Consider the following 24,638-nt stretch of genomic DNA (forward strand, 5'->3'; position numbering starts at 1 on the left):
ATCTGAGTCATCCTTCCTACAAGCTATTGATATTTTATATATCATTCTATCATAAATTTCCAACAGATCCAATAAGAGCTATATATACTATATCTAATATAAATTTTTAGTCATATATCTTTAGGTTTTCAATTGAAAATGAGGTGATACACTATGAATCTCATAGATATCACCTCATTTGTTATTACTATGATTTTTATGCAGCCTTCTCTGGCTCTACCCTAGGCTCATCTATGGTGGCAAGAGCAGTTAAACATAAAATTCCACTACCCGCCATATAAAGAAAAACACTATTCCAGCTATAAGCATCTAACAGCATCCCAACAAATAAAGGAGCACATGCACCGCCAATCTGTCCTACGCTATTTACAATACCAAACGCAACTGGATAGGTTGCCTTACTTGCCAGCCCCATAGGATAAACGGAATACCCTGCAAAGCCGATGCCGACCATCAAACCAGCCATAAGTAAGGTAACACCTAAATAGAAAGCATTATTTGGTGCATAAATTAAAGCAATCATCATCATAATTGTCCCAAAGGCACCAAGCATCATCATTGGTTTTCGTCGCTTATCAAGTAGACGATCTGAAATAAAACCGCCTAATAAATTTCCTAATACAGATCCCATAAAAGGAGCTGATGCTAAAAAACCCATTTTAATAGATGCAAAACCCTTTGATGTCATCAAGTATGTGGGAATCCATGACATGAATATATTGCTGATCCCAATCATACAACCATAGCCAATAGCAACGCCCAAAACATTCCAGGAAAAGAAGACTTGGCGAATTGTTTCTAGCTCTACAACTTTTTTGGTCCGATTTAATGTATCCAGCCATCCTAAATTATAAGTTCTACTAGGCGTCTTAAGCTTTTCTTGCTTAAACATGGAACTTTCTTCACTACGAATATAATTGCATTCAGCACCAGAGCAGAATTTATTATCTTCTGGTGAGTTTGTCACTAAGATCATCCAGAGAACGGAAAATAAGATTCCCGGAATTGCAAATACGAAAAAGATTTCCCTCCAACCCCACAATTCAATGATAACTACACATAATGGAGGCACAACTAGCGGCCCTAGCTTGGATGCTGCGATCCAAAGCCCTGTAGCAGTCCCTTTTTCTTTTGCTGGAAACCATCGATTAATAATATTGGTACAACCGATCCCCAAAGGCTCTTCCGAAACCCCTAACCCTACACGGAAAAGCTTCAGCAGAAACACAGAAGAAGTAGTTCCCATCAAACCAGTAAACAGGGAAGTGAATATCATGAACATGGGAAAAAGTCTTCCCGTGATCTTATTACTTAACCTTTTATAAATAAGTCCCATGGGAATTTGCACGATACCATACGCAAAGGAAAATAAACTAATAATAGCTCCGGCTTCCGTATTAGAAATATTATATTCTTTCTTCATAAATGGCAAAGCGATCCCTAAGTTCGCACGATCAGCACAGGCAATAGCCCATATAATAAAAATTAATGCCATTACCACCCAGCGATAATTTGTTCTTTTTTCTAAGGATGTTGTAACCTTTTCAGTCGCTTCTAAGGATTGTGACATACTTGATCCTCCTTTTTTCATACTTACCTTGATTAGATCATTATGCTGCTCCACTATGTAATGCAATATGATCATATGTAACCTATGAAACTCACCTCCTAATTACACAATTACGCACAGTGCCCTTTTAGATAACAACCCCCTCGATTCGCAACAAAAAAGCTGAAATAAGTGCGTTTTTTGAAGTAGAGACTCTATATTTGATATCTGATATATCAAATATCAATAGCTTGTTTTTAATTTTATCATAATATTTAAACATGTCAATATTATTCTGAATATTTTGTTCTCGGTTATATTATCTAGCTAAACAAGAAAAGGGAACACTGTTTCATCATCATAAATTATTCCTGCTAATCTATCGTTATAGTATTTAACTATCTCGATTGTATTCTGAACTCTTTTTCAATCTACCATACTAAATTAAGGTCTCGACAACAATCAATACAAGCATGTTATTTACCGATTTTTATCATATATTAAAAAGAAAGTATGGAAATGAAGCTCCCCATACTTTCTTTTTAATGTATATATTTTCTTTCGGATTTACACAACATCGTGTATTTTTTGCGTATTAAGCAATATCTTAAAATTGTTCAGACTCTTGCTGAACTGATAACAAGTTTTATCTCAATCGATTTTCAATTTCGAAGATTGGTCTTCTAACCGCTTGAAGAGAGTTTTATTTATTTGATCTAAAAATCTGCTGAATAGGCAGCATTAAGACCGAGAAAAACTAATAATAACTTCTACTTGTTCACAATATTGGCCGGTGTATTTGCCAAGAATTTTGCTAGATTATCTACAGCAATATCCATTAGTCTAGATCTGGATTCTTTTGGTGCCCAAGCAATATGAGGCGTAATAATGCAGTTTTTTGCTGTAAGCAATGGGTTATCCGCTTTAATGGGTTCTGAGGAAACAACATCTAATGCCGCTCCATATACTTTTCCACTATTTAATGCTTCTGCTAAATCTTCTTCCACAATCAAAGGTCCCCGAGAAGTATTGATAATGATAACTCCATCTTTCATTTTGGCAATATTATTTTTGTTCACAATGCCTTTGGTACTGTCAAACAGCGGGCAATGCAGAGAAATTACGTCGGAGTTTGCTAACAGCTCATCAAGACTGGCATACTGCAGGGTATCGCTTTTAAGCTCTTCAATTTCATAGGAGTCAAAGGCTAATACTTTCATTCCCAAAGCCTGAGCGATCTTTGCCGTTGCCTGACCAATTCTGCCAAACCCAATAATACCTAAGGTTTTACCTGCAAGTTCGATAAGAGGATAGTTCCAATAGCACCAGTCTGGACAATTGGTCCAGTCCCCTTTTAGTACACTCCGGCTATGTTCTCCAATATGATGGCATACTTCCAGCAGAAGCGCAATCGTAATTTGTGATACCGCAGTAGTGCCATAGGTTGGAATGTTGGCTACCGGAATTCCTTTTGCTTTTGCAGTTTCCACATCTACCACGTTGTAACCTGTTGCTAATACGCCGATAAATTTGATGTTCGGGCAAGAAGCAAAGACTTCTTGATCGATAACGGTTTTGTTGGTGAAAACGATCTCGGCGTCTCCAATTCTTTCTATCGTTTTTTCTGCTGATGTCCGGTCATAGACCACAACATCTCCTAATGCTTTCAGACCATCCCAGCTTAAGTCTCCAGGATTTAATGTGTAGCCATCTAATACAACAATTTTCATAATCGTTTCTTCCTCCAGTTTTTTATAGTTTAGCCCAGGCTAGATTTAAAGCACGTTATATATTTATATAACTTTAGTTTTTATACCTTAATCTATTTATTTCGATTTTCTTGCCAATACTTTTTGCGCTGCCAAAACAATATCATTAGCTACAAGATGGTACTTAACAGCCAGTTCTTCTGGCGTACCACTCTCCCCAAAGGTATCTTGAATACCTATCATTTCAACAGGTACTGGTTTATTTTTTACCAATACTTCAGAAACAGCGCTGCCAAGCCCTCCGGCAACCTGATGTTCTTCAGCAGTAACAATTGCCTTGGTTTCCTCTGCAGCTTGCAATACAACAGCTTCATCCAAAGGCTTTATCGTATGCATGTTAATAACTCTAGCCGAGATTCCCATTGCTGCTAATTGTTCATTAGCCAATAGAGCCTCATAAACAATAGGACCACAAGCAATAATTGTTACGTCCATCCCCTCCTTTAGCACATTAGCTTTACCAATTTCAAAAAAATCCCTTTCTTCAGTAAATACAGGCGTTGCTTCTCTAGCAAACCGCAAGTAGCAAGGTCCTTTTACACTAGCTGCTGCAATGGTAGCCTTCTTAGCTTCAACTGCATCACAAGGAACCATTACTTGCATGTGAGGCAATACTCTCATTAAAGCAATATCTTCTAACGCTTGATGGGTAGCGCCATCAGGACCAACAGAAATCCCGCCGTGAGCTCCGGCAATTTTAACATTCAGCTCTGAATAACAAATCGTAGTTCTAATTTGATCCCATGCTCTGCCTGTAACAAAAACACCGTAAGTAGTTGCAAAAGGGATTTTTCCTCCTAAAGACAGCCCTGCCGCTGTACCAAGCATATCCTGCTCCGCAATACCAAGATCAAAAAACCGCTCTGGAAACTTATCGGCAAACCAATCAGATCGTGTTGATTTTGCAAGATCCGCATCTAATACTACAACTTCTGAATTCGTTGCCCCAAGTTCAATTAGCCCATGACCATAACCATCTCGATTTGGTAACATTTTTATGCTCATTATTAGTTCCCCTTCCCATAGATATCATCTAATGCGATTTGCAGCTCTTTTTCATTGCAACTTTTGCCATGCCAGCCTGCAACATTCTCCATGAAAGAGCAGCCTTTTCCTTTAACAGTAGTTGCAATGATCACGCTTGGTTTTCCTTTTGTTTGCTTTGCCTCTTCATAAGCAGCAAGAACTTGTGAAAGATCATGTCCATCAATTTGGATGGTATGCCAATTGAAAGATTGCCATTTTTCTACTAAGGGAGCAACACCCATAACAGCTTCTACAGTACCATCAATTTGTAAATTATTATAGTCAACTAGAGCACAAACTTGATCCAATTTATAGTGTGCGGCAGTCATTACAGCTTCCCATACCTGCCCCTCCTGCAATTCTCCATCTCCTAAAAGACAATAAATCCGAAAGCCCTTTTTATTTAATCTAGCCGATAGGGCTAAGCCATTGGCAATCGATAACCCTTGCCCTAAAGAACCACTGGAAACTTCTACTCCTGGAAGCAATTTGCTGCTAGGATGTCCTTGCAATTTCGAACCCAATGTACGTAAAGTCAGTAATTCCTCAACAGAAAAGTAACCGCTTCTGGCCATCACAGAATAAAGTACTGGACAAACATGACCTTTCGACAAGATAAAACGATCCCGCTCAGGCCATGCTACTTCTTGTGGCCTATGATTCATTACGTTAAAATATAAAGCTGTCATTAACTCCACAGCAGAAAGGCTGCCTCCCGGATGACCGGATCCAGCAGCAGCAGTCATTCTTACAATATCTCCCCGAACATCTTTACAGCTTTTCTTGAGTTCTTCCAAACTTTGTGTATACAAAACTTCAGCCCCTCTCCATTTACATTTTACAATCTACCTAATGAATAAGATATTTTATAACTTTCTAGGAATCATCGATAAAATAGCCCTAGAAAGAAATACACCCGAAAAATATAAAACTAGCATTGCATCACTTAAATACTCTATCGATAATCGACTGTCTAGGTGATCGTACCACTAGTTATAAAAAAAATATTTTAAAGCTTTTTTAAAAATAGCGAACAGTCATCAAATCGACTGTTCCATCTACTCTATCGTTGCAAAAAAGCACGTTCTATATTTTTGAGATGTTCCAGCATTGCATGAGTAGCCATTTTTGAATCTCTACTTTTTATAGCATTAAAAATGGTTTCGTGCTCCTTATGATATTTCTCACCGCGCCCTAAAACTTCTAAACTTTTTTCTTTCATAATTGTCCACAAGTGTTTACTCATTTGATCTGTTATTTCAAGCATTGTTCGATATAATATTTCATTTTTTGCACCTCTTGCAAACGCTAAATGGACTTTTCGATCCAGCTCAAAAGCATGCTGACCTTCGTCTAGATTATTTTTTAATGCTTCTAAGGCTGTTTCCATTTCCCCAATTTCTTCTTCAGTAGCCCTCTTAGCAGCAAGACTAACTAACTCTACTTCGATTACTCGTCTTGCTTCCAATAACTCAAAAGGATTCATCAAACTTTCATCCTCTTTAGAAATTGTCGTCAAATTTGATACTGCATCATGCCTTACAAAAGTGCCTATACCGTGTCTGACTTCAAGTAGACCAATTGCTTCTAAGACACTGAGTGCCTCTCGCAACGATTGACGTCCAATATTTAAGGCTGAAGATAATGTTCTTTCGGAAGGAAGGCGCTCACCTGGCTTGAGTTCACCTTGTTCAATAAGTTTGCTAATTTGCCCCACAATTTCAGCATAGGTTTTCGTTTGTTTTACAGATTGAAATTTCAGCACAGCCCCTCCTTATTTTTTATTTATAAGATAATACGGTCATCCTACCACTAACATATATTTTTGATAATTCGCATTAAAAATTAATAATCCTGCATAACGCTACTAATAATTTATGTAATTCTCAATTTTTTATGAATTCTCTTTTATTTTTACAATTAATCCCATTTGCTATATACTGAAATTATAATAAATAATTTAAGAGAAGGGTATCAATATGCAATTCATAAAAAAAATTGGCTTATGGCTTTGGGCCGAATTGAAACGTCACGGAGATCTTGCTTTAAAGATTGGAAGAATCGACTGAATAATGTCTCAACAACTGTCTAGATTCAAATAATCGTATAATGACCCATTCAATCAGTATTCTACAGCATTAGACCGACTCAAGTACTTTTAGAATATCAGCTGCGGTAGGAGGACAGCCTACTACATATCGTGTGCATTTATTCGTGCAGCGGCCAATGCCAATTCCCTCTAATTCCTTGCCTTGAAAGTCCTGCCCAATATAGATCGGCTGCTTTATCTTTTTCAACATGTCTCTATCATCCAGGCGCTGAAGTGCATGAACCAAACTGCCATAACAAGCTGAGCAGGCACTTTCGGCTGTGACTTTCTTTGTCAAATACCGTACCTTATTCGAAGGCTTAAAGGTACTGCTTTTCTTGAGTCCTACATTATACTCTTGTATTTTAGTTGCAGCAAGATTACTAGAACCTACCCCCATGCTCTCAGCAATACCAATATACTCAATGTCCTCTTTAGTGTAGCCAAGTAAGGATGCTGCATAGGTATCCATCAATACAGGATCTTTTCCAAGTATGATACGATCCATTTGCACAGGATTCCCCCCTTCTTCAAAGGTAAGATCGCCGGCCATGCCATCAACAATAATTAATCCAATAGGAATGGCTTTTGCTAAATATCCTATTGGTTTCGTAAGACCCAACGCATGAAACCGTCTCTTTTCCTTATCCGGAATACATCCCTTTAAATTTTTTAATGCACAAGTCATTAGTGTCTGGCAGTGAGCTTTTAACACTGGAATATTGATTAGAAAATCAACTTGCAGCGGTTTTTGACAAACATTTAATTCCATATCTCCGACTTTATGCATGACCGAAGAATCGTCTTTTAAGTCATAAAGAGGTACATTATATTTTCTTGCAAGTTCTTCATAACCACAGATCTTAAAAGCCCGTTTCGTATTGTCCCCTACCCAGGATCCTTCCATGATACTAATGTTTTTACAACCATGAGTTTGCAGATACTGAATTACGCCTTCCACTATAGAAGGTGAGGTCGTTGCTCCTTCATTGGCAGGTTTAGCGACAACCAAATTTGGCTTTATGCCAATATGCATATTCACATTTAAATCTTTGATAAGTTGAATATTCTCTAGCAATTCATAAGTCATTTTTCGTGAATCAGTACCATACATAACGTGAATTTCATTTTTTTCCATTGTTCTCCTCCTTTCGATTTTCTAACAATGTATCATATTTCTGACCAAAATTCCATTATTAAATTAATAAGTATTATCAATAATACGTAAAGCAGTATATAACATTTAACGGTGTTACATACTGCTTTTATGTATTCTGCATGCGAAAAATGAATTATGAATGAATTATTGTGTTCATGCTTTATTTGCTAATCGCTTGTCTCAGGGCAATAATTGAAGTTTTTACTCCTTCTAGTGGAGTCATGGTCATATCTTCCATTTCTAGAGACACATAATCCTCATATCCTACCATCCGGCAAACAGAAAAAAACTCTTTCCACCACAGCAAATCATGTCCATATCCTATAGCGACATAATTCCATGAACGCTCCCCAAAACGGTCAATTGTTTTAGTATCTAGCACCCCATTCGCACCTACCATTCTGCGTTCCAATCTGGAATCTTTCCCATGAATATGATAAAGTGCCTTATCTAATAAACGTACAGCCTCAATGGGATCTCCTCCCATCCAAAACATATGCCCCGGATCCAAGTTCATGCCAACCATGTCGCCAACTTCACCCCTAAGTCTAAGAAGGGTTTCGGGATTATATACCAACTGATAGCCATGGTTTTCCAAGGCTATGCATTCTATACCACAATTTTCTGCATCCTTTACTAACTTGTGCCATGCAGGAATCGCTACATCTTCCCACTGATAGTCAAGCACATCTTTTGTTTCGGGCGGCCAGCTTGTTGTCACCCATACAGGCGTGCTATCGCCCTTGCACCCCACTGGCAGGCCGCTCATCATAATAATCTTTTTAATCCCTAACATTTGGGCAAGCTGAAATGTCTTTAGGGTTACAGCTAGGTCTTTTTCATATGCCAGAGGATTGCCTGAACAGTTCAGCGCTATTAATTCAATATCTCGCTTTTTTAAGGCATCCATATATTTATCTCTGGCAATTTTACTGTTAACAAGCTCATCAAGATTTAGATGTGCTGCCTTTGACCAGTTGGAATTTCTAATGCCTGAACGCCAAGACTCTGAACCATGTCTAACATTTCCTCAAAGTACATATATCCTAGTGAATCAGGTATATAAGATAGCTTCATCGGCAGCTTCTCCTTTATCTACCATAAAATGCAGAACATTGAGGCATTGTAATGGGAACAATCGTCCCTTTCTCTCTAGCTTCAGTACAAGCATCTGCTGTAATGCATGCAGCATATCCATCCCATGCAGTTGGTCCTGCTACAACACCTAGCTTTACTCCATCTACCCACTGTTGAAACTCAATATTATATGCTTCAACAAATCGATCTGACCAGTCTGAAAAAATTTCATAGGATAATTTTCCATGGGAACGCATCACAACAGCAGCCGGATCCGGAAGACGAATGGTACCAGTTTCACCTACAACTTCACACTGAACATCATATCCATACTGACAGCTCACAAAGGACTCTATATCAATTCTGACTCCACTTTGGGTTTCCAATAGCACGATCTGTGGATCACGCAGACCATTTTCTGCAAGACTGGAACTTTTCGGCAGCAAGACCTGAGCAGTTTTAAAGTCCTCCCCCAGTAACCAGCGCAATACATCAATCTCATGAATAACAGAATTCTTGATACTCATTTCAGTCGTATGCTTAGGTCCTGGAGTGGGGTTTCGATGTACACAATGAAGCATCAACGGATTGCCGATTTCTCCACTTTCAATGCAAGCTTTAAGTTGTCTGTAACCGCTATCAAAACGTCTCATAAAGCCAACCTGTACCAGCTGCTTTCCTCCTGCTAATTCAGCTTCTACAATTCTTTTACAATCCTCTTTTGAGGTAGCCAAAGGCTTTTCGCATAGGACAAATTTTCCTGCTTTAATCGAAGCAGCAACATACTGTGCATGGGTTGGATCCCAGGATGCAATAACAACCGCATCGACCTCTGCGGCCTCAATGACTTCTTCACCTGTTACATAAAATTTGACGTCATACTTCTTAGCAAGGTTTTTTGCCCGATTCACATTTAGATCAGATAATGCTACAACCCTAGCACCTGTAATAACATTAGTGATTCTGCGAATATGATCTTCGCCAATTGCTCCGGTTCCAATCACGCCAATACGCAAATTCATAAAATGTACCTCCTAAGCTTGCATAAGTTATAGAGATCTTAATGTCTATCGCCCTCATGCAGTACCAATATATTACAACTACAAAGCCTATAGCTCTAATAAGTATCTGGCCACATTCTTGGATTCTTTTGATGGAATAAGTTCAAAGCCTATCATTCCATCATAAGCAAGCCGCCGCAAGCACTCCATCACATTCTTATAATTTATTTCTCCAGTGCCAGGCTCATGTCTGCCTGGCACATCAGCTATATGTATATAACCAATTGATTTTATATATCGAGTTATGGAATCTATAATATTACCTTCATTGACTTGCATATGGTAAACATCATACAAAATCTTAACGTATTTTGAATTAACTATATCAATTAATGCCACAGCATCCTTAGTATAGGCTAAAAAGTTATTCAAATGATCAACTTGTGTATTCAGCGCTTCTACGACTAGCGTAATCTCATATTTTTCTGCAATCGGCACTATTTTTTTTAATACATAAACCATATTAGCAAATTTTTTATCTGCATTTATTTCATCGAAAGCATTCACTACTCTTCCGCCCTCTCCCAAAGCGTTAGAATGCAGTACAAGGTACTTACAGTCAAGAAATATGGCAGTTTTTATTGATTCTATGACAAAAGCAATATAAGCATCATTCTCCTCTTGATAGATCATTGAAAAATCTTGATCCCCTGAGAAACTGGCAACGTTCAGCTTACAACTCTCACATAAGGATTTTATCTTTGTTATATCCTTATCTTTCCATGACCAAAATTCGATATGCTGAAATCCTGCTTCTTTTGCTAAAGTAAAACGTTCTTCAAAGGGAACTTCCGTAAACATCATTTCAATACATGCTGATTTTTTCATATTAGCCACATCCGATCCTATTTATCACAATCAAGTGCCACTTCTGTAAAGAACAACGGTATTACTGTTACAAAAATTTACTTTCTTCCTCTTTTAAGCGCACGCACTGAATTCGCAAAGTACCAGTAAAGAAAGTATAAATGATCCCATATATGCATGCGCTTGTAAAGATTATTAAATGATATTTGAAACCTATTTACCTAAGATCTTTTTTAAATCATCACTTTTTTGTTTCACATTTTCAGCATTAACAATTTCCGTACCAGTATCTATACGATTTTCAATCGCTTCACCCTTAGCAATTTTGACAGCAGCTTCTACACTTTTAAATCCTATATTATAGGGGCTTTGCGCTACAGATGCATCCAGTTTTCCAGCACTAATAGAAGCCAATGCATCAGGAGAACCATCAAAACCAACAACAATCATTTTCTTGCCAGCATCTTCTAAGGCTTTGGCTGCTCCTAGCGCCATCTCATCATTCGTGGCAAACACTGCTGCAAATTCTTGTTTACTTTGCAGAATATTTTCGATTACAGTTACAGCCATGGAACGTTCGCTATTGGCAGGCTGGGTTACAGCCACTTCCAAGCCAGCAGCTTTTAATCCTTCAATACAACCGTTAGCTCGTTCATCATGAGTAGGATCGCCTAATGCACCACGTAAAATAACAATTTTCGAACCCTTAGGAAGTTTTTTCCCAAAGTATTCTCCTGCCAGTTTACCACCGTTAAAATTTCCAGTACCGACAAAGGAAGCCTTCCCATCCCATGCGGCGTCCGTATCAGCAAGAATTACAGGAATTTTAGCTTCTTTAGCGCGATTAAAAACAGGGATTGCACTCGCAGCTTGTGAAGGGGCTACAACTAATGCATTTACTTTTCTTGTAACTTGATCTTCAATTAAAGAAATCTGCCCCGTCACATCGGTCTCCGTATTAGGGCCAAGAACTTTTACTTCAACACCATATTTTTCGCCTGCTGCTTTCGCTCCAGATTCTACGATCTTCCAATAATCACTATTTAATGCTTTTACTACTACCCCAACTTTCATTTTTTCGGATGCTTTTTGCGTTTGAGTCTGGGTACTACCACAACCAGCAACTATGAGAGTGACCATCAAAAACAATGCAGCCAACAGAGACATGTTTTTTTTCATTCTAATTCCTCTTTTCTCATTTTTTAGTCCCAGAATGTTAGTAATCAGTACCTTTTTCCCCTTACACCTCCTCACATAATATCTTGGAACTTAGTCATATACCTTATTTTCAAGTTTTCACCCTTGCAGCCGCCTTATGCCGCAAAACATCTATATATACTGCAAGAATAATAACAATTCCAATGGCTACGGTTTGCATCTCGGCAGAAACACTTAAAAGATTTAATCCGTTTCGTAAAACTGCCATGATCATAGAACCAATCAACGTTCCCCAAACTGTGCCTTCCCCTCCCATAAAACTGGCACCGCCAATAATGCAGGCTGCAATCGCATCAAATTCATACCCTAATCCCGCTAAAGGATAAGCCGAATTGACTCGTCCTACAAGAACCAGTCCACCTAGAGCTGCCATGAGGCCACTAATGGTATATACAATGATTAATACTTTATCAATATTGATCCCTGACAAACGTGTTGCTTCTGGATTGCCCCCTACAGCATAAATATAACGTCCAACAGTCGTATAATTGAGGAAAACATGAAATACAGCATACACAACTAATACCAAGATAAAGCTAACAGGAATTGGACCGATAAAAGCCGCTCCTAAAAACTGTATTGATGCAGGAAAGTTGGAAATAGGCGAAGCTGCTGTTACAATCAAAGCTAATCCTCTAGCGACATTCATCGTACCTAATGTAGAAATAAAAGGATGAGGCAGCGACATTTTAGTTAGCATCATTCCATTCAGCCATCCAAGAAGTATACCAATCCCTAGACATACCAGCACGCCTACGACAGGAGACATTCCCATCTTTACTACAACAATCCCCATCATAACAGTACTCAATGCTAGAATCGAACCAACAGATAAATCAATTCCAGCTGTTAAAATCGCTAGTAACATTCCAATGGCAATAAGACTGTTTATAGCGGATTGCCTGGCAACATTCATAATGTTGTCAATTGTTAAAAAGTATGGAGAAGCAAACGTCAATACCAGGGATAAACCGATTAATCCAATGAGTGACCCCATTTTTTTTATCATCTGACGAAGTTGTGTTTTTTGTGTACCCCCATGACTTTGAACTTCAGGCGTGCTTGCATTCATGACTAATACCTCCTGTAGCAGCTTTTAAAATTTCCTCTGGTGTAACTTCCAAACAAGAAAATTCACCTGTTATCTTCCCACTGTTCATCACTAGAATGCGATCGCTAATTCCCATAACCTCGGGTAATTCAGAAGAAATGACAATCACTGCCGCTCCTTCGTTAACCAGACGATTGATGAGATTATAAACTTCGACTTTGGCACCCACATCAATACCACGGGTGGGTTCATCAAAAATAAATATTTTTGCCTTTGAGCACAACCATTTAGCAATGACTACTTTCTGCTGATTACCACCCGATAACAAGCGAGTCGTCATCTTTGGGATAGCAGGGTGAATTTGCAGCTCACGCATCATCTCATCAACTTCAGCAACTACCATTTTTTGATCGATAAAGTATCCAAACTTGCAAAATTTCTTTAGTCCCGTCAACGTGGAATTAACGATAATATCATGCATAAGAATCAGCCCTTGCCCCTTACGGTCTTCTGTAAGAAAAGCCATACCATGGTGAATGGCATCCTTTGGGCTATTAATTTTAACCACTTTTCCAAATATTTCGATTATTCCTCCGTCAATCTTGTCTGCACCAAAAATAGCTCTCGCCAATTCAGTACGTCCTGCGCCAACCAATCCCGCAAAGCCAATCACTTCTCCTTTATGCAAGTCAAAGGAAATGTCTTTCAGTCTGCCTCTTTGATTTAGATTTCTAACTCTTAAAGCAATCTCTCCTTTTTGGGTTTGGTGCCTAGGGAATTTTTCCTCCAAAGTGCGTCCTACCATTAATCGAATAATTTTTTCTTCATCCGCTTCACTTCTTTCCATCGTTCCAATTTTACAGCCATCCCGGATCACTGTAATACGATCAGCTATGGCCAGTACTTCTTCTAATCGATGGGAAATATAAATAACTGCAATGCCCTTTTCTTTTAGCATATGTATATTTTTCAACAAAACATCCACTTCACGACCAGACAGGCTGGATGTTGGTTCATCCATAATAATAAGCTTCACATTGGCAATTAACGCACGAGCAATTTCAATCATCTGTTGATATCCCATTGTATATTCACTAGCTGTCTTAGTCACATCAATGTCAATTCCCAGCTCCAGTAAAGCCGTCTTTGCTAACTGATTCATTCTACGGTAATCCAATAGCCCAAACCCTGGAATACGTAATTCTCTACCTAGAAAAATGTTTTCTGTAACTGTCAGGTTGGGCAATATGCTTAATTCCTGATAAATTGCTGTAATCCCTAAAGAAAATGACTCTTTCGTATTGTTAAATCGAACTACCTTGCCCTCACAAAGCATCTCACCATCATTGCTTTGATACACACCTGTTAGTATTTTAATAAACGTGGATTTTCCTGCCCCGTTTTCACCGCAAAGAGCATGAATTTCACCATTTTTAACATCCAAACTGACATCTGTTAAGGCATTTACACCAGGAAATCTTTTACATATCCCTTTGAGACTTAAAAGGTATTCACACATACATAAACCTCCCGATACATCGAATGCTTTATAGCAGTAAAAAATCAACTATGTTATTCCATATTAGCCGTTCCTGTAGATGCTTCATTCTTTAACTAACGAGATACGATTTTTATAAACCAAAGGTATTTTTGATTTCTGCTGTTGTAACAGGCCGATTTTCATCCAAAGATTTTTTAGCAGCCAGACCAATAATGACAGGTTCTAAGCCATCTGTAATATTTACTGGAACATCGGTATTATTTACGATTGCAGCAACAAATTCCTGAATTTCAGCAGTATATGCCTGCATATATCTTTCCAGGAAAAAATATAACGGTTTTTCAGATATAACACCTTTTTTTGTACTAAGAACCGCTGTAGAGGATTTGTCATTACCAACTGCAACAGCACCTTCGGAGCCAAATACTTCAGCACGTTGATCATAGCCATAAACCGCACGCCTTGAGTTATCAATAACCGCCATTGCACCATTATTAAGTTTCATGGTGATGATGGCTGTGTCAATATCACCTGCCACACCAATCCCGGGGTCTACTAAAGCTCCCCCCATTGCATACACTTCTACTACTTCGCTGCCGGAAAGATATCTGACCATATCAAAATCATGGATTGTCATATCCAAAAACATGCCGCCTGAGATTTTAACATAGCTAATAGGTGGTTCCTCTGGATCTCTTGAAGTAATTTTAATGATATGCTGCACGCCAATTTTCCCCGCATCGACTGCCTCTTTGACTGCTTTAAAATTATGATCAAATCGTCGGTTAAAGCCAACTTGATATTTAATACCAGCGTTTTTCACTGCCTTAAGTACTTCTTTAATTTTGTCTACATCATGATCAACAGGTTTTTCACAGAATACATGCTTACCAGCCTTAATCGCTTCTAAAGAAATTTGTGAATGGGTATCCGTTGATGAACAAATCAACACAGCATCAATTTCTGAGTTTGCCAAAATATCATGATAGTCTTTACTCGTATACTGAATCCCTAATGATGTGGACCATTGTTTTGCAGCCTCATCCAAAAATGGATCAGCAATGAATGTTACTTCTGCTCCTTTAACATATTTAGTAATACTTTCTGTATGTACCTTGCCAATTCTGCCTGCTCCAATGATACCGATTTTTAACATAATAATGCCACCTTTCCTTATGATTCATTTACATTCCAACCTCAACAGCCAAAAGTTTATACTTTTTATGGCTAGAGAATATGAATCTAGCACTTCCTAACACATCACAAATTTTGATCATTTAATTGCAATAAAATGATCACATTTGCCTATGTCATTATTATAACTTGATTACTTATTGATAAATTTACTATTATTTCCAATTATTGTCAATAATAATTTTTAAAGATTATAAATATTCTTTTATCTGATGATAGTAAGCAATATTCTGTATGTTATTACGCTTGATAAATGCATTTAAGAATATTTTACTAATTTTAAATCTCCGATTTATTTTACAATTAAGGAATAATCTCCTAATAAGGTACCTTTTCAGAATAAAATATTATCAAAACCTACTCATCCATTTAACAAAAAAACTTGTATAATGAATTGTAATTGCATATAATATTAACCAAATACGGTAATGTGAGGTATTAAATTGAAAATCAATCGAATTAGTGAAATTGAAAAGTATACACGTCAATTGGAGCATGTTTCATTAGATCGGCTGTGTGATGTCTTTAAAGTCTCAAAAAATACAATTCGAAGAGACATTAGCGAGTTGGCGAAAAGGGGAGCGATAAAAAAAGTATATGGAGGTATTACAATCAACCAGAAAAATGGTGTTGAATCCCGCGAACCATTCGAATCACGCGAGATAAAATATCAAGTTGAAAAAAGCCAGATTGCAAAGCTCGCAAGTGATCTAGTAGATGACGATGACGTTATTTTTATTGATTCTGGAACCACAACGATACACATGATTCCTTTTCTGGCTAATAAACAAAATATAACGATTGTTACCACCAATTTACATGCTATTACTGCTTCTATTCCATATCCAAACTTAAATGTAATTTCTACTGGCGGCGTACTTTATCGGGGAACCAATTCCCTTACAGGTACAGGAGTGACAGCCTCTCTTAGAAACTACAATATAAAAAAAGCATTTTTAGCATCAACAGGTGTTTCACTGACAAAGGGTGTAACAAATATATCTCCTCTTGAAACTGAAATAAAACGCTATTTAATCGAAAATAGCACACAGACTGCTCTATTAGTCGATCATACCAAAATAAACATTGCATCTTTAATGACCTATGGAAATCTCGAAGATTTTAATTATTTTATCACCAATACACTTCCTCCAGCTGAATTTGTAGATTTTTTTGCGGCAAATAATATAGCTCTTTTAACCCCCTGATTCTGACAAAAGGTACCCTTTCTTGCTGACTTAATAACATTCAACAAGAAAGGGTACCTTTTCTTTAGATCATAGCATTCATGATCTGCACATCGTAATTTTTAAATAATTCGAGCTGCCGTAACTATAAATTATATTTTAAATTTATAAACCTGATCCTTTAGCTGCTTCGATAATTCAGCTAGCATTCCACAAGTTGAAGCAACTTCCTCCATTGCAGCTGTCTGCTCCTCTACTGCTGCCGAAACATTTTGTAATTCACCTGTGGCAGCTTCGTAAGTCTTTTCCGCCGCTTTCACAGACATCACAATTTGTTGACTACCTAAAGAGAGCTCCGCTAATGATCTAGAAATTTTTTTCACCTGATGATCTACACTTTTGACAAAATGTAAAATCTGCTTAAATTCTTCTCCAGCAGAACTTACTACTGTAACCCCTTGGTCCACATTCGCAATAGCTGAATCAATTGACTCTACTACATTGTTTATATTTCGATGATTTTTTTGAATTAATTCAGTAATTTGGCTTGCTGCTCTTTCAGATTGTTCTGCAAGTTTTCTTACTTCTTCGGCTACAACAGCAAAACCGCGCCCTTGTTCTCCTGCACGTGCCGCTTCTATTGCTGCATTTAAAGCTAGAAGATTTGTCTGTCCGGCAATAATAGAAATCAATCCTACGATTTCTCCAATTTGCTTAGAACCTGCTTCCAGTTCGCCAGACGTTTCTTTCGCCCTTTTAGCAGACTCGACCATGCTTTCCATTTGACTCATTGCTTTTTTAATGGCACATTCTCCGGCATCTGTAGCTAAGGTAGCTTTCTGAGCCACCCCAGTCATTCTATCTGCCGTTGCAGATACATCTTCAATGCTTGCTGACATACCGGTAACAACTTCAGATACCTCTTTGAATATATTCACCTGATCTTCCGCTCCCTGAGTCACGTTAGCGATAGCAGAAGCAATTGAGCAAGATGCCTCTGCAGATTGCTGCGAACTTTCGCTAAATTGTTGAGCAGATTTAGCAACTTGACTAGACGACGAATAAACATGTGAAATTAATTCACGCAAATTTGCTGCCATCTTCGAAAAACCGTGTATTAATTTGTCAATTTCGTCTCCTTTGCCTAACTCATGATTGGAGGTAATTGTCAGATTTCCATCTGCAATATTTTCTGCCATCTCTTTTAATTGCTGAACCCGACTTACGATTTGCAGCGTAAATAGAATTATAATGATTCCTAATAAAAAAAGTGCAACTATACTGGATATAAACGAATGAATTCCTAATATATCCACTTGCTCAAGCAACTCTGCCTTAGGCACAAAAACAGCAAATGTCCAACCTGTTTTTCCAATAGGAGAGGCAGCCATTAAAGTCTCAATACCATCAAGTTCACCCGTTTGAACACTAGCTGTTCCGCTCATTAGCTGTTTACCATATTCGGCGAACTTCCCATTTTCACTCTTTAAGATATTATCTTTCAAACCAAACGTAGGATGATACACAAAATTTCCTCTGCCATCTAGTATAACTGCATATCCCGTTTTACCAATTTTAAAATCCTTCGCTAGTTTATGTATTGGGTCAATATCTATGCCAATGCCAGTAACACCAATAACATTCCCATCACGTATTATGTTTTTAACTACTCCAACTGATAATTCATTAGCTGTTGACTCATATATTTCTGTATAACCGATTCCTCCATTAGCTTGCAAAGCCACCTTATACCACTCCCGTGTCCGCGGGTCATATCCTTTCGGTTTCTTTTTTTCTGTGATGCCTTGAGAATCTGCACAAGTCATATTTTCATACCCTGTATAAGCGGATTGAACACCTGTTCCAGCAGCTTTGACTTGCTTTAAAAATTCAATTTCTTCGGCTTGCGGTAGTACCTTCTCGCCTAATACCTGGGCAGTAACTGAAACTAATACCTCTTTTTCTTTTAGTGAAGAATATATATTATTGCTGCTGCTTTCTACCAAATAACTGGCTGTTTCCACTATTTGCCCATCAAGAATACGACGTGCTTCATAATAAGAATAGTAACTCATTATACTTAATACCAATAGCATTGGAACGATCAGTATGAACAGCATTTTAGTTCTTAACTTTAATGATTTCCACATAAACTCCTCACCTTTCATAGTCATATTTGGCGTCAACTCTTAGTTGCTATCTACTGTAAATTTAAAGCGACACAGAAAAATGATATATTAGAATTTGTCCCTTGAAATTAAAATAACTTCAAGGGAGCTTGGTATAGTTATTGCTTTTTCAATTTACGCGGATTCACTGTGTTATCCAGCTCTACACCAGAAACAGCTTGGACAATTTTTTCCCATCTTATTATTTTAAAGTTTTGGTTTAATTTCTCAGTACCATTCATATTTTCACCATCCTGAGCAATCAATAGACCATTTGGAAATTCCTTACCCAGGTTAAAACTGATAACATCAATGCCGTCTGTATCATTGGTTCCATCAACTTTACCATCATCAATGGAAAAACTGCCAATGTATGAATTCATTCCTCTTCGATCATAGATATTATAACTGTTATTTCCTTGACTAGAGGCTATTAAGTGCCCTTTTCCGTTACGCGCATAATAGATTGTTAAACCTTCAACATCTGCAATTAAATGACCAGCGCCGACAGAATCAACCTGAACACGCTTAGCTCCTGCATCAGGCTCAGCACCATATTTCCAGATTCCAACATTTTCTTCAGAAATATAGAAGCAACCATATTCATCATCAGCTACTAAACCTTCAGAAATACTGCCGATGTTTAAAGAACGAACAAGTTTAGCATCAATTTTTCCCTCTCCGTTATCAAAGAGCTCATATTGCTCAAATTCACCTTCATAGCCAGATATAAGCGCATAGTATTTATCAGTTTTCAAACTATGATATAGAGAAAAACCATATACGACTTTCATTTTTGCAAATAGATTTCTTGCAGCAATATTCGTCAGTTCACCTGTTTCAGAATTAATCTTATAAATAATCAGTCCATTATTTTGAGCTCTATCAGTAGCAGCAGCAATATCAACTTTTTCCTTTCCAAGAGGAAAATTGTAGCGTACATCAACATTATTCGGCTTTCCAGCTTTAACATTATATAATTCTTTACCTTTTAAATCATAAACAAGAAGCCCCCCCTGCTTATTGGTCGCAATAATAGTACTCTTAGAAGGGTTTTGGGGATGAACCCATATCGCAGGATCATCTGCCGCATCATGACCTGATACAACAGCATCCGTTTCATAGTCTGCCTGAACAGCAACATCGTGATAATTTTTTGCTGCTTCTGAAATATTGCAACCTCCCCAGCCAAACCCTATAAAGGAAGCAGCCAATAAAGCTGCATATATCTTTCTACATGCTTTCATTATAAATATCACCTCATTGTATTCTTTTATTTCAACCAGCATTTTTTTATCTACTGTGGAGTAAGGGGAGGCAGATGTTATTCTTGTATATGATTGTGTTCTTTAATCCATTTTGACCAGCTTATCGGCAAATCATCAGGGCTTGTTGTTACATATTCATAAAACATTTTTAAAAGTTTAACCTTTTCCTTATATAGCGGTACCTTATAGGCATCTTTTTCATTAGATACAGTTATTTTTGTAGCATTATTTCCGCCAAGCAAATATTGACGATTTACAATGTCCTCGAAACTAACCTGCTTCCCGTTCCGAAGAATGTCATACATCACCATAATTTGGGTGGTACGTCCTTCACCAGCCATACAATGGAAATGCAGCCAAGCATTTTGAGGTAATTTCTTGTAAAACTTCACAAAATCATTTACTTGTTCATTTGTAAATGAAGAGTGGTCAGTGGCTTGAATTCTTAAGTAATTTTGCCCACGAGAAGTAACAAATTCCTTTTCGGTGAGTGCATTATCAACTGCTATTTTATAAGTTTCATAGGGTTTTTTATCATCATCTAATTCTGAGATTTCTATAGGAGACTTTAATGCAGATCTTAACCATGCTTTTTCATCTTTTTCAACTTGAGCCACTGATTTACCTACATTTACCCAATCACGGCTAATATATGCACTTACCCCAATACCATTTACAAAACCATGAGATTCCTGACGTAAATCAACTATGTAAATCGGACCAGACGTTACTGACTTTATTTTTTCTAACATTTTGTCATAAGATGCATAGGAAAATTCAGAGCTCCCTGAAATATGCAGAGTATCCAAACCGATCCTTGATGGCAATTCCCCTTTTATTTTTTTATTTTAAAATGGATCATTTGCCATCCTAAAATTTTTTGGCATCGTGGAGATGTTTTTATTGTCAATTCGCCAGATGGGCTTTTCCTCCACAGTCTGCGTTGCTGGTTCAGCAGCAAATAGAATTGATTGACAAGCAAGTAACATGGTTAACATTAATACAAATGGTATAAATTTTTTCAAAATAACTCCTCCTCTATAATGGCAATAGAATGAAAAATTTAAAAATCTTATCTGATTATCAATCAGAATTTAGTGCTCAGTTTGAGCGACGAGCAAATGAACGTTCCATGATCTGCAGCAGCCGTCTTCTCTCCCCACCATTTTTCAAATGTGAGGGTGCCTGCTTTAGATACTTTATAAGAAATTGCTGCGCCAACTCCTTTAAATCCATTCTCAGTATACTGGTCATCATAATCTGTATAATTGCCATCTCTAAAAATGCCTGCATCAGCATTCATGTAAGATAGAGTATACTTAAAATCGCCAACCTTTTTTGTACTGCCATTTTCTACTTCGACTACATAGGCTTTTGTCTTGCTGACTATTATTTATATATTCACTGCTTATTGTCGTTCGTGGAGAAAATTGATACTTGCCATGTACAGCTGCATAGTTATCCTTGTCTTGCTTTCCAAAATAAATACCTCCAACCCCCTTTTCAAAAGCATTGTCCCAAGCCAAGTATTGTATTTCACTAGTAAAGTTTATTTTAGTACGGCTCTTGGCATCATAGACCGTATCTTCCTGCTGATCCCGGCCAGCAAATACTCTAATTGAGTTCGATTTATTAAGTTTCGCAGATAACATAGCACCCGTTACACCATTAGCAGACATCCATAAACCTTTACCTATTTCAATCGGTTGACTGCCAAGACGGAGTGCCATAGTATCCCTTAGCTTGCTTTCTACCCACACGTCATAAAGTGTAATGGAGTTTGACTCTGAGTTAGCTGTATTATTGTTCGAATTCTTGAATTTTAAATCAAGCCCTACCGTAGTTTTATCATCAAGCTCGCTAGTCATATATACCTTGATTTCGCTCTTGGACTTATATTCATTGTCTTCAGTACGTTCATATCCGGTCTTGGTCGATCCTGTTATTTTAATAGGACCAGCACTAGCATACACCTGGACGGTTGACATCACAATCGCTGCCACTACAACAGCGGTGATCATCTTTCTATTCACGTATTCATTCCTCCACCTTTTTAAAAATAGTAATCATTCATTCTAAAGAACATGTAAACTATAAAAAATTCCGTCATGTTATTATGTTATCCTACTCAATAAACTCCTTGGTAAAATTAAAGTATGGCAGACAAAATCACCACTATACTTAAAAATAACTTATACTTCTTTACTATCTTCTCAATAAATAGTATTATTATATTGGTTTCTATATGGATAAGGTCCTCGACTGGGATAGAGTTGCTGCTCTATGACTCCCAGTTCGAGGGCTTTTTCCATTACTTGATTCAAATCTAACAGTTTCTCAATAACAACTCCTTTTCTAGATTTTAATGCTTTGTATATATTTTTTTGATCTCACCTCCTTAGCAGAATAACAATGTTTTATATTTTACCAGTTAAATTCTTCAATTGTATTTATGCTGCTTTGCCCATTCAGTCCAAGTCATAGAATCATCAGGCCTTTGTACCACATAGTCATAAAAATGCTTCGTAAATACAGCACGCTCCGCATAACCTACTTTTTTTAGCGGATCTTTTGACGTTGATTTCCGAATATCTTGGCCGCCAATCAACCATTGGCGGGACATAATATCGTCGTAGCTAACTTCTTTGGCATTATGGAGCATATCGACCATTGCCATAAACACTGTAGTACGTCCTTCACCCGCTTCACAGTGTAAATGCAGCCAGGCATCCTTCGGAAGTTTCTGATAGAAACTTAGGAATTGATCCACATTTTCATCCGTTGGTTTCGTATAATCGGCAACGTGAATACGAAAATATTTGACTCCAAACAGCTCTGCTAAATCGCCTTCCGTAAGCGCATGGGTAACATGTAGTTCAGTCTTAGAAGCAACAGATTTCTCAGAATCAAGACGAGCGACTTCAACTGGACCAGCTAATGTGCTATTCAAGAAATTTCTTTCGATTATGTCCAATTCGGCAGAACTTTTACCCCAATTAGCCCTTTTATAAGCACTGTACCAACTTACCCCCATACCATCTAAATAGCCATGAGGCTCTAGACGCAAATCCAAGATCACTAGCCGATCTTTAGGCAATTTTGTCAGCATCTCTGCAAATTCTAATTGAGAATAATAACTACTGCCTGATAGATTTAGCTTGTCCATACCAACTCTTGAAGGCATGGTAACATCCGTACCTAACTGTTTAAAAGCGTCACTTGCTATTCTAAAGTCCTTAGGCAATTGCAATTTATCCTCCCTGTCAACCTTCAAAATCATTACTCCAGGTGCAGGCTCAGCGGCTAATGTTAAAAACGGTGCTTGCAGAAGCATTGTTATGGTTAAGAGAATAGCTAAAGCTAATTTACCATTTGCCATTTTTTGGTTCCTCGCTCCACTTATTTTTTATTCATTTTTAGTTGCAAAAACTGCTTGCCGTGCATTAATAATCATGCTTTTTGGCCCACTCGGAATACTTGACTGAAAAATCCTTAGGACTTTGTTTTACATACTCATAAAAGTGTTTCGTAAATTGCAAGCGTTCAATGTAAGCTTTACGCTTCCAGTTTAGTTTACCGTCAATATCGCGAAGATCAACAGTACCAATCAGTCCCTGGCGACCGACAATATCATTAAAGCTGACTTGCTTAGCATTTTGTAATATATCCACCATATTCATAAAGACAGTAGTACGCCCCATACCAGCGAAACAGTGAATATGCAGCCAGGCATCTTTAGGCAGTTTCTTATACCATTCAATAAAGGTATCTACATCTTTATCTTCTGGACGAAAATGATCCGATAAAGCAAGACGATAATATCCTGCACCGTGATCCTTAACCATTTCCTCTTCCGAACGCGCACTTGTCACGTCCATTTGGTAACTAGTTGTAAGGACATTCTTATTATCATCAAAATTGAATACTGTGGTCGGAGAACTAGCTAACGCTTTATCAAGTTGTGCACGCTCAATTTTAGTAACTTCTTCAAGGTTCTTGCCATCATTTCCCCAGTTGTTCGGTAAAAACCAACTTACAGCTGTTCCGTTCAAATATCCGTGAGACTCTTGGCGCAAATCCAAGACAATCACGTTTTTACTAAGAACAGGGAGCTTTGCTAGAACTTGTTCAAATTCCTTTTCCGAAAATATACTGCTTGCTGATGCCCTTACTTTATCCATACCAACTCTAGAAGGTATGCTGCCATCTTTCAAAGTACCTTTAAATGGATCATTTGTGATTCTAAAATTTCTTGGCAGCTGTGAAATATCCTGACGATCCACTTTCAGAACGGGCCCTTTGGGAGCCTCATTAGCAATCGCCATCAATGACGCTTGACAAAGTAATAATAACGTTACCAATAGTGCTAAAAATAGATTTTTACTACCTAATGTCCTTTTCATGAAAAAACCTCCTGTTCAGACTTATTTTAGTATATAAAGGCCCTGTTATTTTCTGTCAATCCCCTCCTTTCACGTTTCCCCGTTTTAAAAAAACGAAATATTCCGTCTTTT

At 37.7% G+C, this 24,638-nt stretch carries 23 protein-coding genes; 1 reads left to right on the forward strand and 22 read right to left on the reverse strand.

Features of this window, described 5'->3' with window-relative positions; genetic code table 11:
- Positions 1 to 196: 196 nt before the first annotated feature.
- The 14 genes from BMZ99_RS13070 to iolG all read right to left on the reverse strand — a co-directional run bounded on the left by BMZ99_RS13070 (position 197) and on the right by iolG (position 15,463).
- Positions 197 to 1,570, reverse strand: coding sequence for an MFS transporter (locus BMZ99_RS13070; RefSeq protein ID WP_090937879.1), 1,374 nt, complete (start codon positions 1,568 to 1,570; stop codon positions 197 to 199).
- A 749-nt stretch (positions 1,571 to 2,319) separates the two neighbouring features.
- Complete coding sequence (locus BMZ99_RS13075; RefSeq protein ID WP_090937882.1) at positions 2,320 to 3,279, reverse strand: D-2-hydroxyacid dehydrogenase; 960 nt, start codon at positions 3,277 to 3,279, stop codon at positions 2,320 to 2,322.
- A gap of 96 nt (positions 3,280 to 3,375) precedes the next feature.
- Positions 3,376 to 4,323 (reverse strand): transketolase family protein, encoded by a 948-nt coding sequence (locus BMZ99_RS13080; protein ID WP_090937885.1) that lies wholly within the window; start codon positions 4,321 to 4,323, stop codon positions 3,376 to 3,378.
- Positions 4,324 to 4,325: 2 nt separating this feature from the next.
- Positions 4,326 to 5,141, reverse strand: coding sequence for a transketolase (locus BMZ99_RS13085; protein WP_090937968.1), 816 nt, complete (start codon positions 5,139 to 5,141; stop codon positions 4,326 to 4,328).
- Positions 5,142 to 5,407: 266 nt separating this feature from the next.
- Positions 5,408 to 6,109 (reverse strand): FadR/GntR family transcriptional regulator, encoded by a 702-nt coding sequence (locus BMZ99_RS13090; protein WP_245754959.1) that lies wholly within the window; start codon positions 6,107 to 6,109, stop codon positions 5,408 to 5,410.
- A gap of 373 nt (positions 6,110 to 6,482) precedes the next feature.
- Complete coding sequence (locus tag BMZ99_RS13095) at positions 6,483 to 7,571, reverse strand: DUF362 domain-containing protein (protein WP_090937888.1); 1,089 nt, start codon at positions 7,569 to 7,571, stop codon at positions 6,483 to 6,485.
- A 181-nt stretch (positions 7,572 to 7,752) separates the two neighbouring features.
- Positions 7,753 to 8,502 carry a sugar phosphate isomerase/epimerase family protein gene (locus tag BMZ99_RS13100; protein ID WP_245754960.1) on the reverse strand — a complete coding sequence of 250 codons (750 nt, stop codon included), beginning with the start codon at positions 8,500 to 8,502 and terminating at the stop codon, positions 7,753 to 7,755.
- 44 nt (positions 8,503 to 8,546) lie between these two features.
- Positions 8,547 to 8,669, reverse strand: a complete 123-nt coding sequence (locus BMZ99_RS27380) for a hypothetical protein (RefSeq protein ID WP_281246796.1) — start codon at positions 8,667 to 8,669, stop codon at positions 8,547 to 8,549.
- A gap of 14 nt (positions 8,670 to 8,683) precedes the next feature.
- A complete protein-coding gene (locus BMZ99_RS13105; protein WP_090937891.1) occupies positions 8,684 to 9,691 on the reverse strand; it encodes a Gfo/Idh/MocA family oxidoreductase in 1,008 nt (335 codons plus the stop codon).
- A gap of 87 nt (positions 9,692 to 9,778) precedes the next feature.
- Positions 9,779 to 10,558, reverse strand: coding sequence for a TIM barrel protein (locus BMZ99_RS13110; RefSeq protein WP_090937894.1), 780 nt, complete (start codon positions 10,556 to 10,558; stop codon positions 9,779 to 9,781).
- A 192-nt stretch (positions 10,559 to 10,750) separates the two neighbouring features.
- Positions 10,751 to 11,716, reverse strand: a complete 966-nt coding sequence (locus BMZ99_RS13115) for a sugar ABC transporter substrate-binding protein (protein ID WP_090937897.1) — start codon at positions 11,714 to 11,716, stop codon at positions 10,751 to 10,753.
- 109 nt (positions 11,717 to 11,825) lie between these two features.
- Complete coding sequence (locus tag BMZ99_RS13120; RefSeq protein ID WP_090937900.1) at positions 11,826 to 12,827, reverse strand: ABC transporter permease; 1,002 nt, start codon at positions 12,825 to 12,827, stop codon at positions 11,826 to 11,828.
- Entirely contained in the window at positions 12,808 to 14,325 is a 1,518-nt protein-coding gene (locus BMZ99_RS13125; RefSeq protein WP_090937903.1) for a sugar ABC transporter ATP-binding protein, read from the reverse strand. The genes BMZ99_RS13120 and BMZ99_RS13125 overlap by 20 nt, the downstream gene beginning before the upstream one ends.
- 112 nt (positions 14,326 to 14,437) lie before the next feature.
- Positions 14,438 to 15,463, reverse strand: a complete 1,026-nt coding sequence (iolG, locus tag BMZ99_RS13130; RefSeq protein WP_090937905.1) for an inositol 2-dehydrogenase — start codon at positions 15,461 to 15,463, stop codon at positions 14,438 to 14,440.
- Between the two features lie 481 nt (positions 15,464 to 15,944).
- Here iolG and BMZ99_RS13135 point away from each other — a divergent pair, with 481 nt between their 5' ends.
- Positions 15,945 to 16,709, forward strand: a complete 765-nt coding sequence (locus tag BMZ99_RS13135; protein ID WP_090937908.1) for a DeoR/GlpR family DNA-binding transcription regulator — start codon at positions 15,945 to 15,947, stop codon at positions 16,707 to 16,709.
- Between the two features lie 131 nt (positions 16,710 to 16,840).
- Here the strand turns inward: BMZ99_RS13135 and BMZ99_RS13140 are convergent, their stop codons facing one another.
- The 8 genes from BMZ99_RS13140 to BMZ99_RS13170 all read right to left on the reverse strand — a co-directional run bounded on the left by BMZ99_RS13140 (position 16,841) and on the right by BMZ99_RS13170 (position 24,527).
- Entirely contained in the window at positions 16,841 to 18,838 is a 1,998-nt protein-coding gene (locus BMZ99_RS13140) for a methyl-accepting chemotaxis protein (protein WP_090937911.1), read from the reverse strand.
- A gap of 137 nt (positions 18,839 to 18,975) precedes the next feature.
- Positions 18,976 to 20,103, reverse strand: a complete 1,128-nt coding sequence (locus tag BMZ99_RS13145; RefSeq protein ID WP_090937914.1) for a phytase — start codon at positions 20,101 to 20,103, stop codon at positions 18,976 to 18,978.
- Positions 20,104 to 20,180: 77 nt separating this feature from the next.
- Positions 20,181 to 20,876, reverse strand: coding sequence for a phosphatase domain-containing putative toxin (locus BMZ99_RS13150; RefSeq protein WP_139214766.1), 696 nt, complete (start codon positions 20,874 to 20,876; stop codon positions 20,181 to 20,183).
- Positions 20,877 to 20,972: 96 nt separating this feature from the next.
- Positions 20,973 to 21,149 (reverse strand): hypothetical protein, encoded by a 177-nt coding sequence (locus BMZ99_RS26335; RefSeq protein ID WP_175490546.1) that lies wholly within the window; start codon positions 21,147 to 21,149, stop codon positions 20,973 to 20,975.
- 62 nt (positions 21,150 to 21,211) lie between these two features.
- The gene (locus tag BMZ99_RS13155) at positions 21,212 to 21,427 is read right to left on the reverse strand and encodes a hypothetical protein (protein ID WP_090937920.1); all 216 of its coding nucleotides are present in this window, start codon (positions 21,425 to 21,427) and stop codon (positions 21,212 to 21,214) included.
- Positions 21,428 to 21,443: 16 nt separating this feature from the next.
- Entirely contained in the window at positions 21,444 to 22,157 is a 714-nt protein-coding gene (locus BMZ99_RS13160) for a hypothetical protein (protein WP_090937923.1), read from the reverse strand.
- A 407-nt stretch (positions 22,158 to 22,564) separates the two neighbouring features.
- Positions 22,565 to 23,503 (reverse strand): phosphatase domain-containing putative toxin, encoded by a 939-nt coding sequence (locus tag BMZ99_RS13165; RefSeq protein WP_090937926.1) that lies wholly within the window; start codon positions 23,501 to 23,503, stop codon positions 22,565 to 22,567.
- 64 nt (positions 23,504 to 23,567) lie between these two features.
- Positions 23,568 to 24,527 (reverse strand): protein-tyrosine phosphatase family protein, encoded by a 960-nt coding sequence (locus BMZ99_RS13170; protein ID WP_090937930.1) that lies wholly within the window; start codon positions 24,525 to 24,527, stop codon positions 23,568 to 23,570.
- Between the last annotated feature and the right edge of the window lie 111 nt (positions 24,528 to 24,638).

The sequence above is a fragment of the Pelosinus propionicus DSM 13327 genome (assembly GCF_900114615.1).
GTDB classification, from domain to species: Bacteria; Bacillota; Negativicutes; order DSM-13327; family DSM-13327; genus Pelosinus; species Pelosinus propionicus.

Coding starts and splice junctions, on each gene's coding strand:
- BMZ99_RS13140 (WP_090937911.1), bottom strand. CDS start 18,838: ATGTGGAAATCATTAAAGTTAAGAACTAAAATGCTGTTCATACTGATC.
- BMZ99_RS13095 (WP_090937888.1), bottom strand. CDS start 7,571: ATGGAAAAAAATGAAATTCACGTTATGTATGGTACTGATTCACGAAAA.
- BMZ99_RS13170 (WP_090937930.1), bottom strand. CDS start 24,527: ATGAAAAGGACATTAGGTAGTAAAAATCTATTTTTAGCACTATTGGTA.
- BMZ99_RS13110 (WP_090937894.1), bottom strand. CDS start 10,558: ATGAAAAAATCAGCATGTATTGAAATGATGTTTACGGAAGTTCCCTTT.
- BMZ99_RS13125 (WP_090937903.1), bottom strand. CDS start 14,325: ATGTGTGAATACCTTTTAAGTCTCAAAGGGATATGTAAAAGATTTCCT.
- iolG (WP_090937905.1), bottom strand. CDS start 15,463: ATGTTAAAAATCGGTATCATTGGAGCAGGCAGAATTGGCAAGGTACAT.
- BMZ99_RS13070 (WP_090937879.1), bottom strand. CDS start 1,570: ATGTCACAATCCTTAGAAGCGACTGAAAAGGTTACAACATCCTTAGAA.
- BMZ99_RS13115 (WP_090937897.1), bottom strand. CDS start 11,716: ATGAAAAAAAACATGTCTCTGTTGGCTGCATTGTTTTTGATGGTCACT.
- BMZ99_RS13165 (WP_090937926.1), bottom strand. CDS start 23,503: ATGGCAAATGGTAAATTAGCTTTAGCTATTCTCTTAACCATAACAATG.
- BMZ99_RS13075 (WP_090937882.1), bottom strand. CDS start 3,279: ATGAAAATTGTTGTATTAGATGGCTACACATTAAATCCTGGAGACTTA.
- BMZ99_RS13120 (WP_090937900.1), bottom strand. CDS start 12,827: ATGAATGCAAGCACGCCTGAAGTTCAAAGTCATGGGGGTACACAAAAA.
- BMZ99_RS27380 (WP_281246796.1), bottom strand. CDS start 8,669: ATGAAGCTATCTTATATACCTGATTCACTAGGATATATGTACTTTGAG.
- BMZ99_RS13105 (WP_090937891.1), bottom strand. CDS start 9,691: ATGAATTTGCGTATTGGCGTGATTGGAACCGGAGCAATTGGCGAAGAT.
- BMZ99_RS13080 (WP_090937885.1), bottom strand. CDS start 4,323: ATGAGCATAAAAATGTTACCAAATCGAGATGGTTATGGTCATGGGCTA.
- BMZ99_RS13155 (WP_090937920.1), bottom strand. CDS start 21,427: ATGAATGCTGATGCAGGCATTTTTAGAGATGGCAATTATACAGATTAT.
- BMZ99_RS13100 (WP_245754960.1), bottom strand. CDS start 8,502: ATGGATGCCTTAAAAAAGCGAGATATTGAATTAATAGCGCTGAACTGT.
- BMZ99_RS13150 (WP_139214766.1), bottom strand. CDS start 20,876: ATGTTAGAAAAAATAAAGTCAGTAACGTCTGGTCCGATTTACATAGTT.
- BMZ99_RS13145 (WP_090937914.1), bottom strand. CDS start 20,103: ATGAAAGCATGTAGAAAGATATATGCAGCTTTATTGGCTGCTTCCTTT.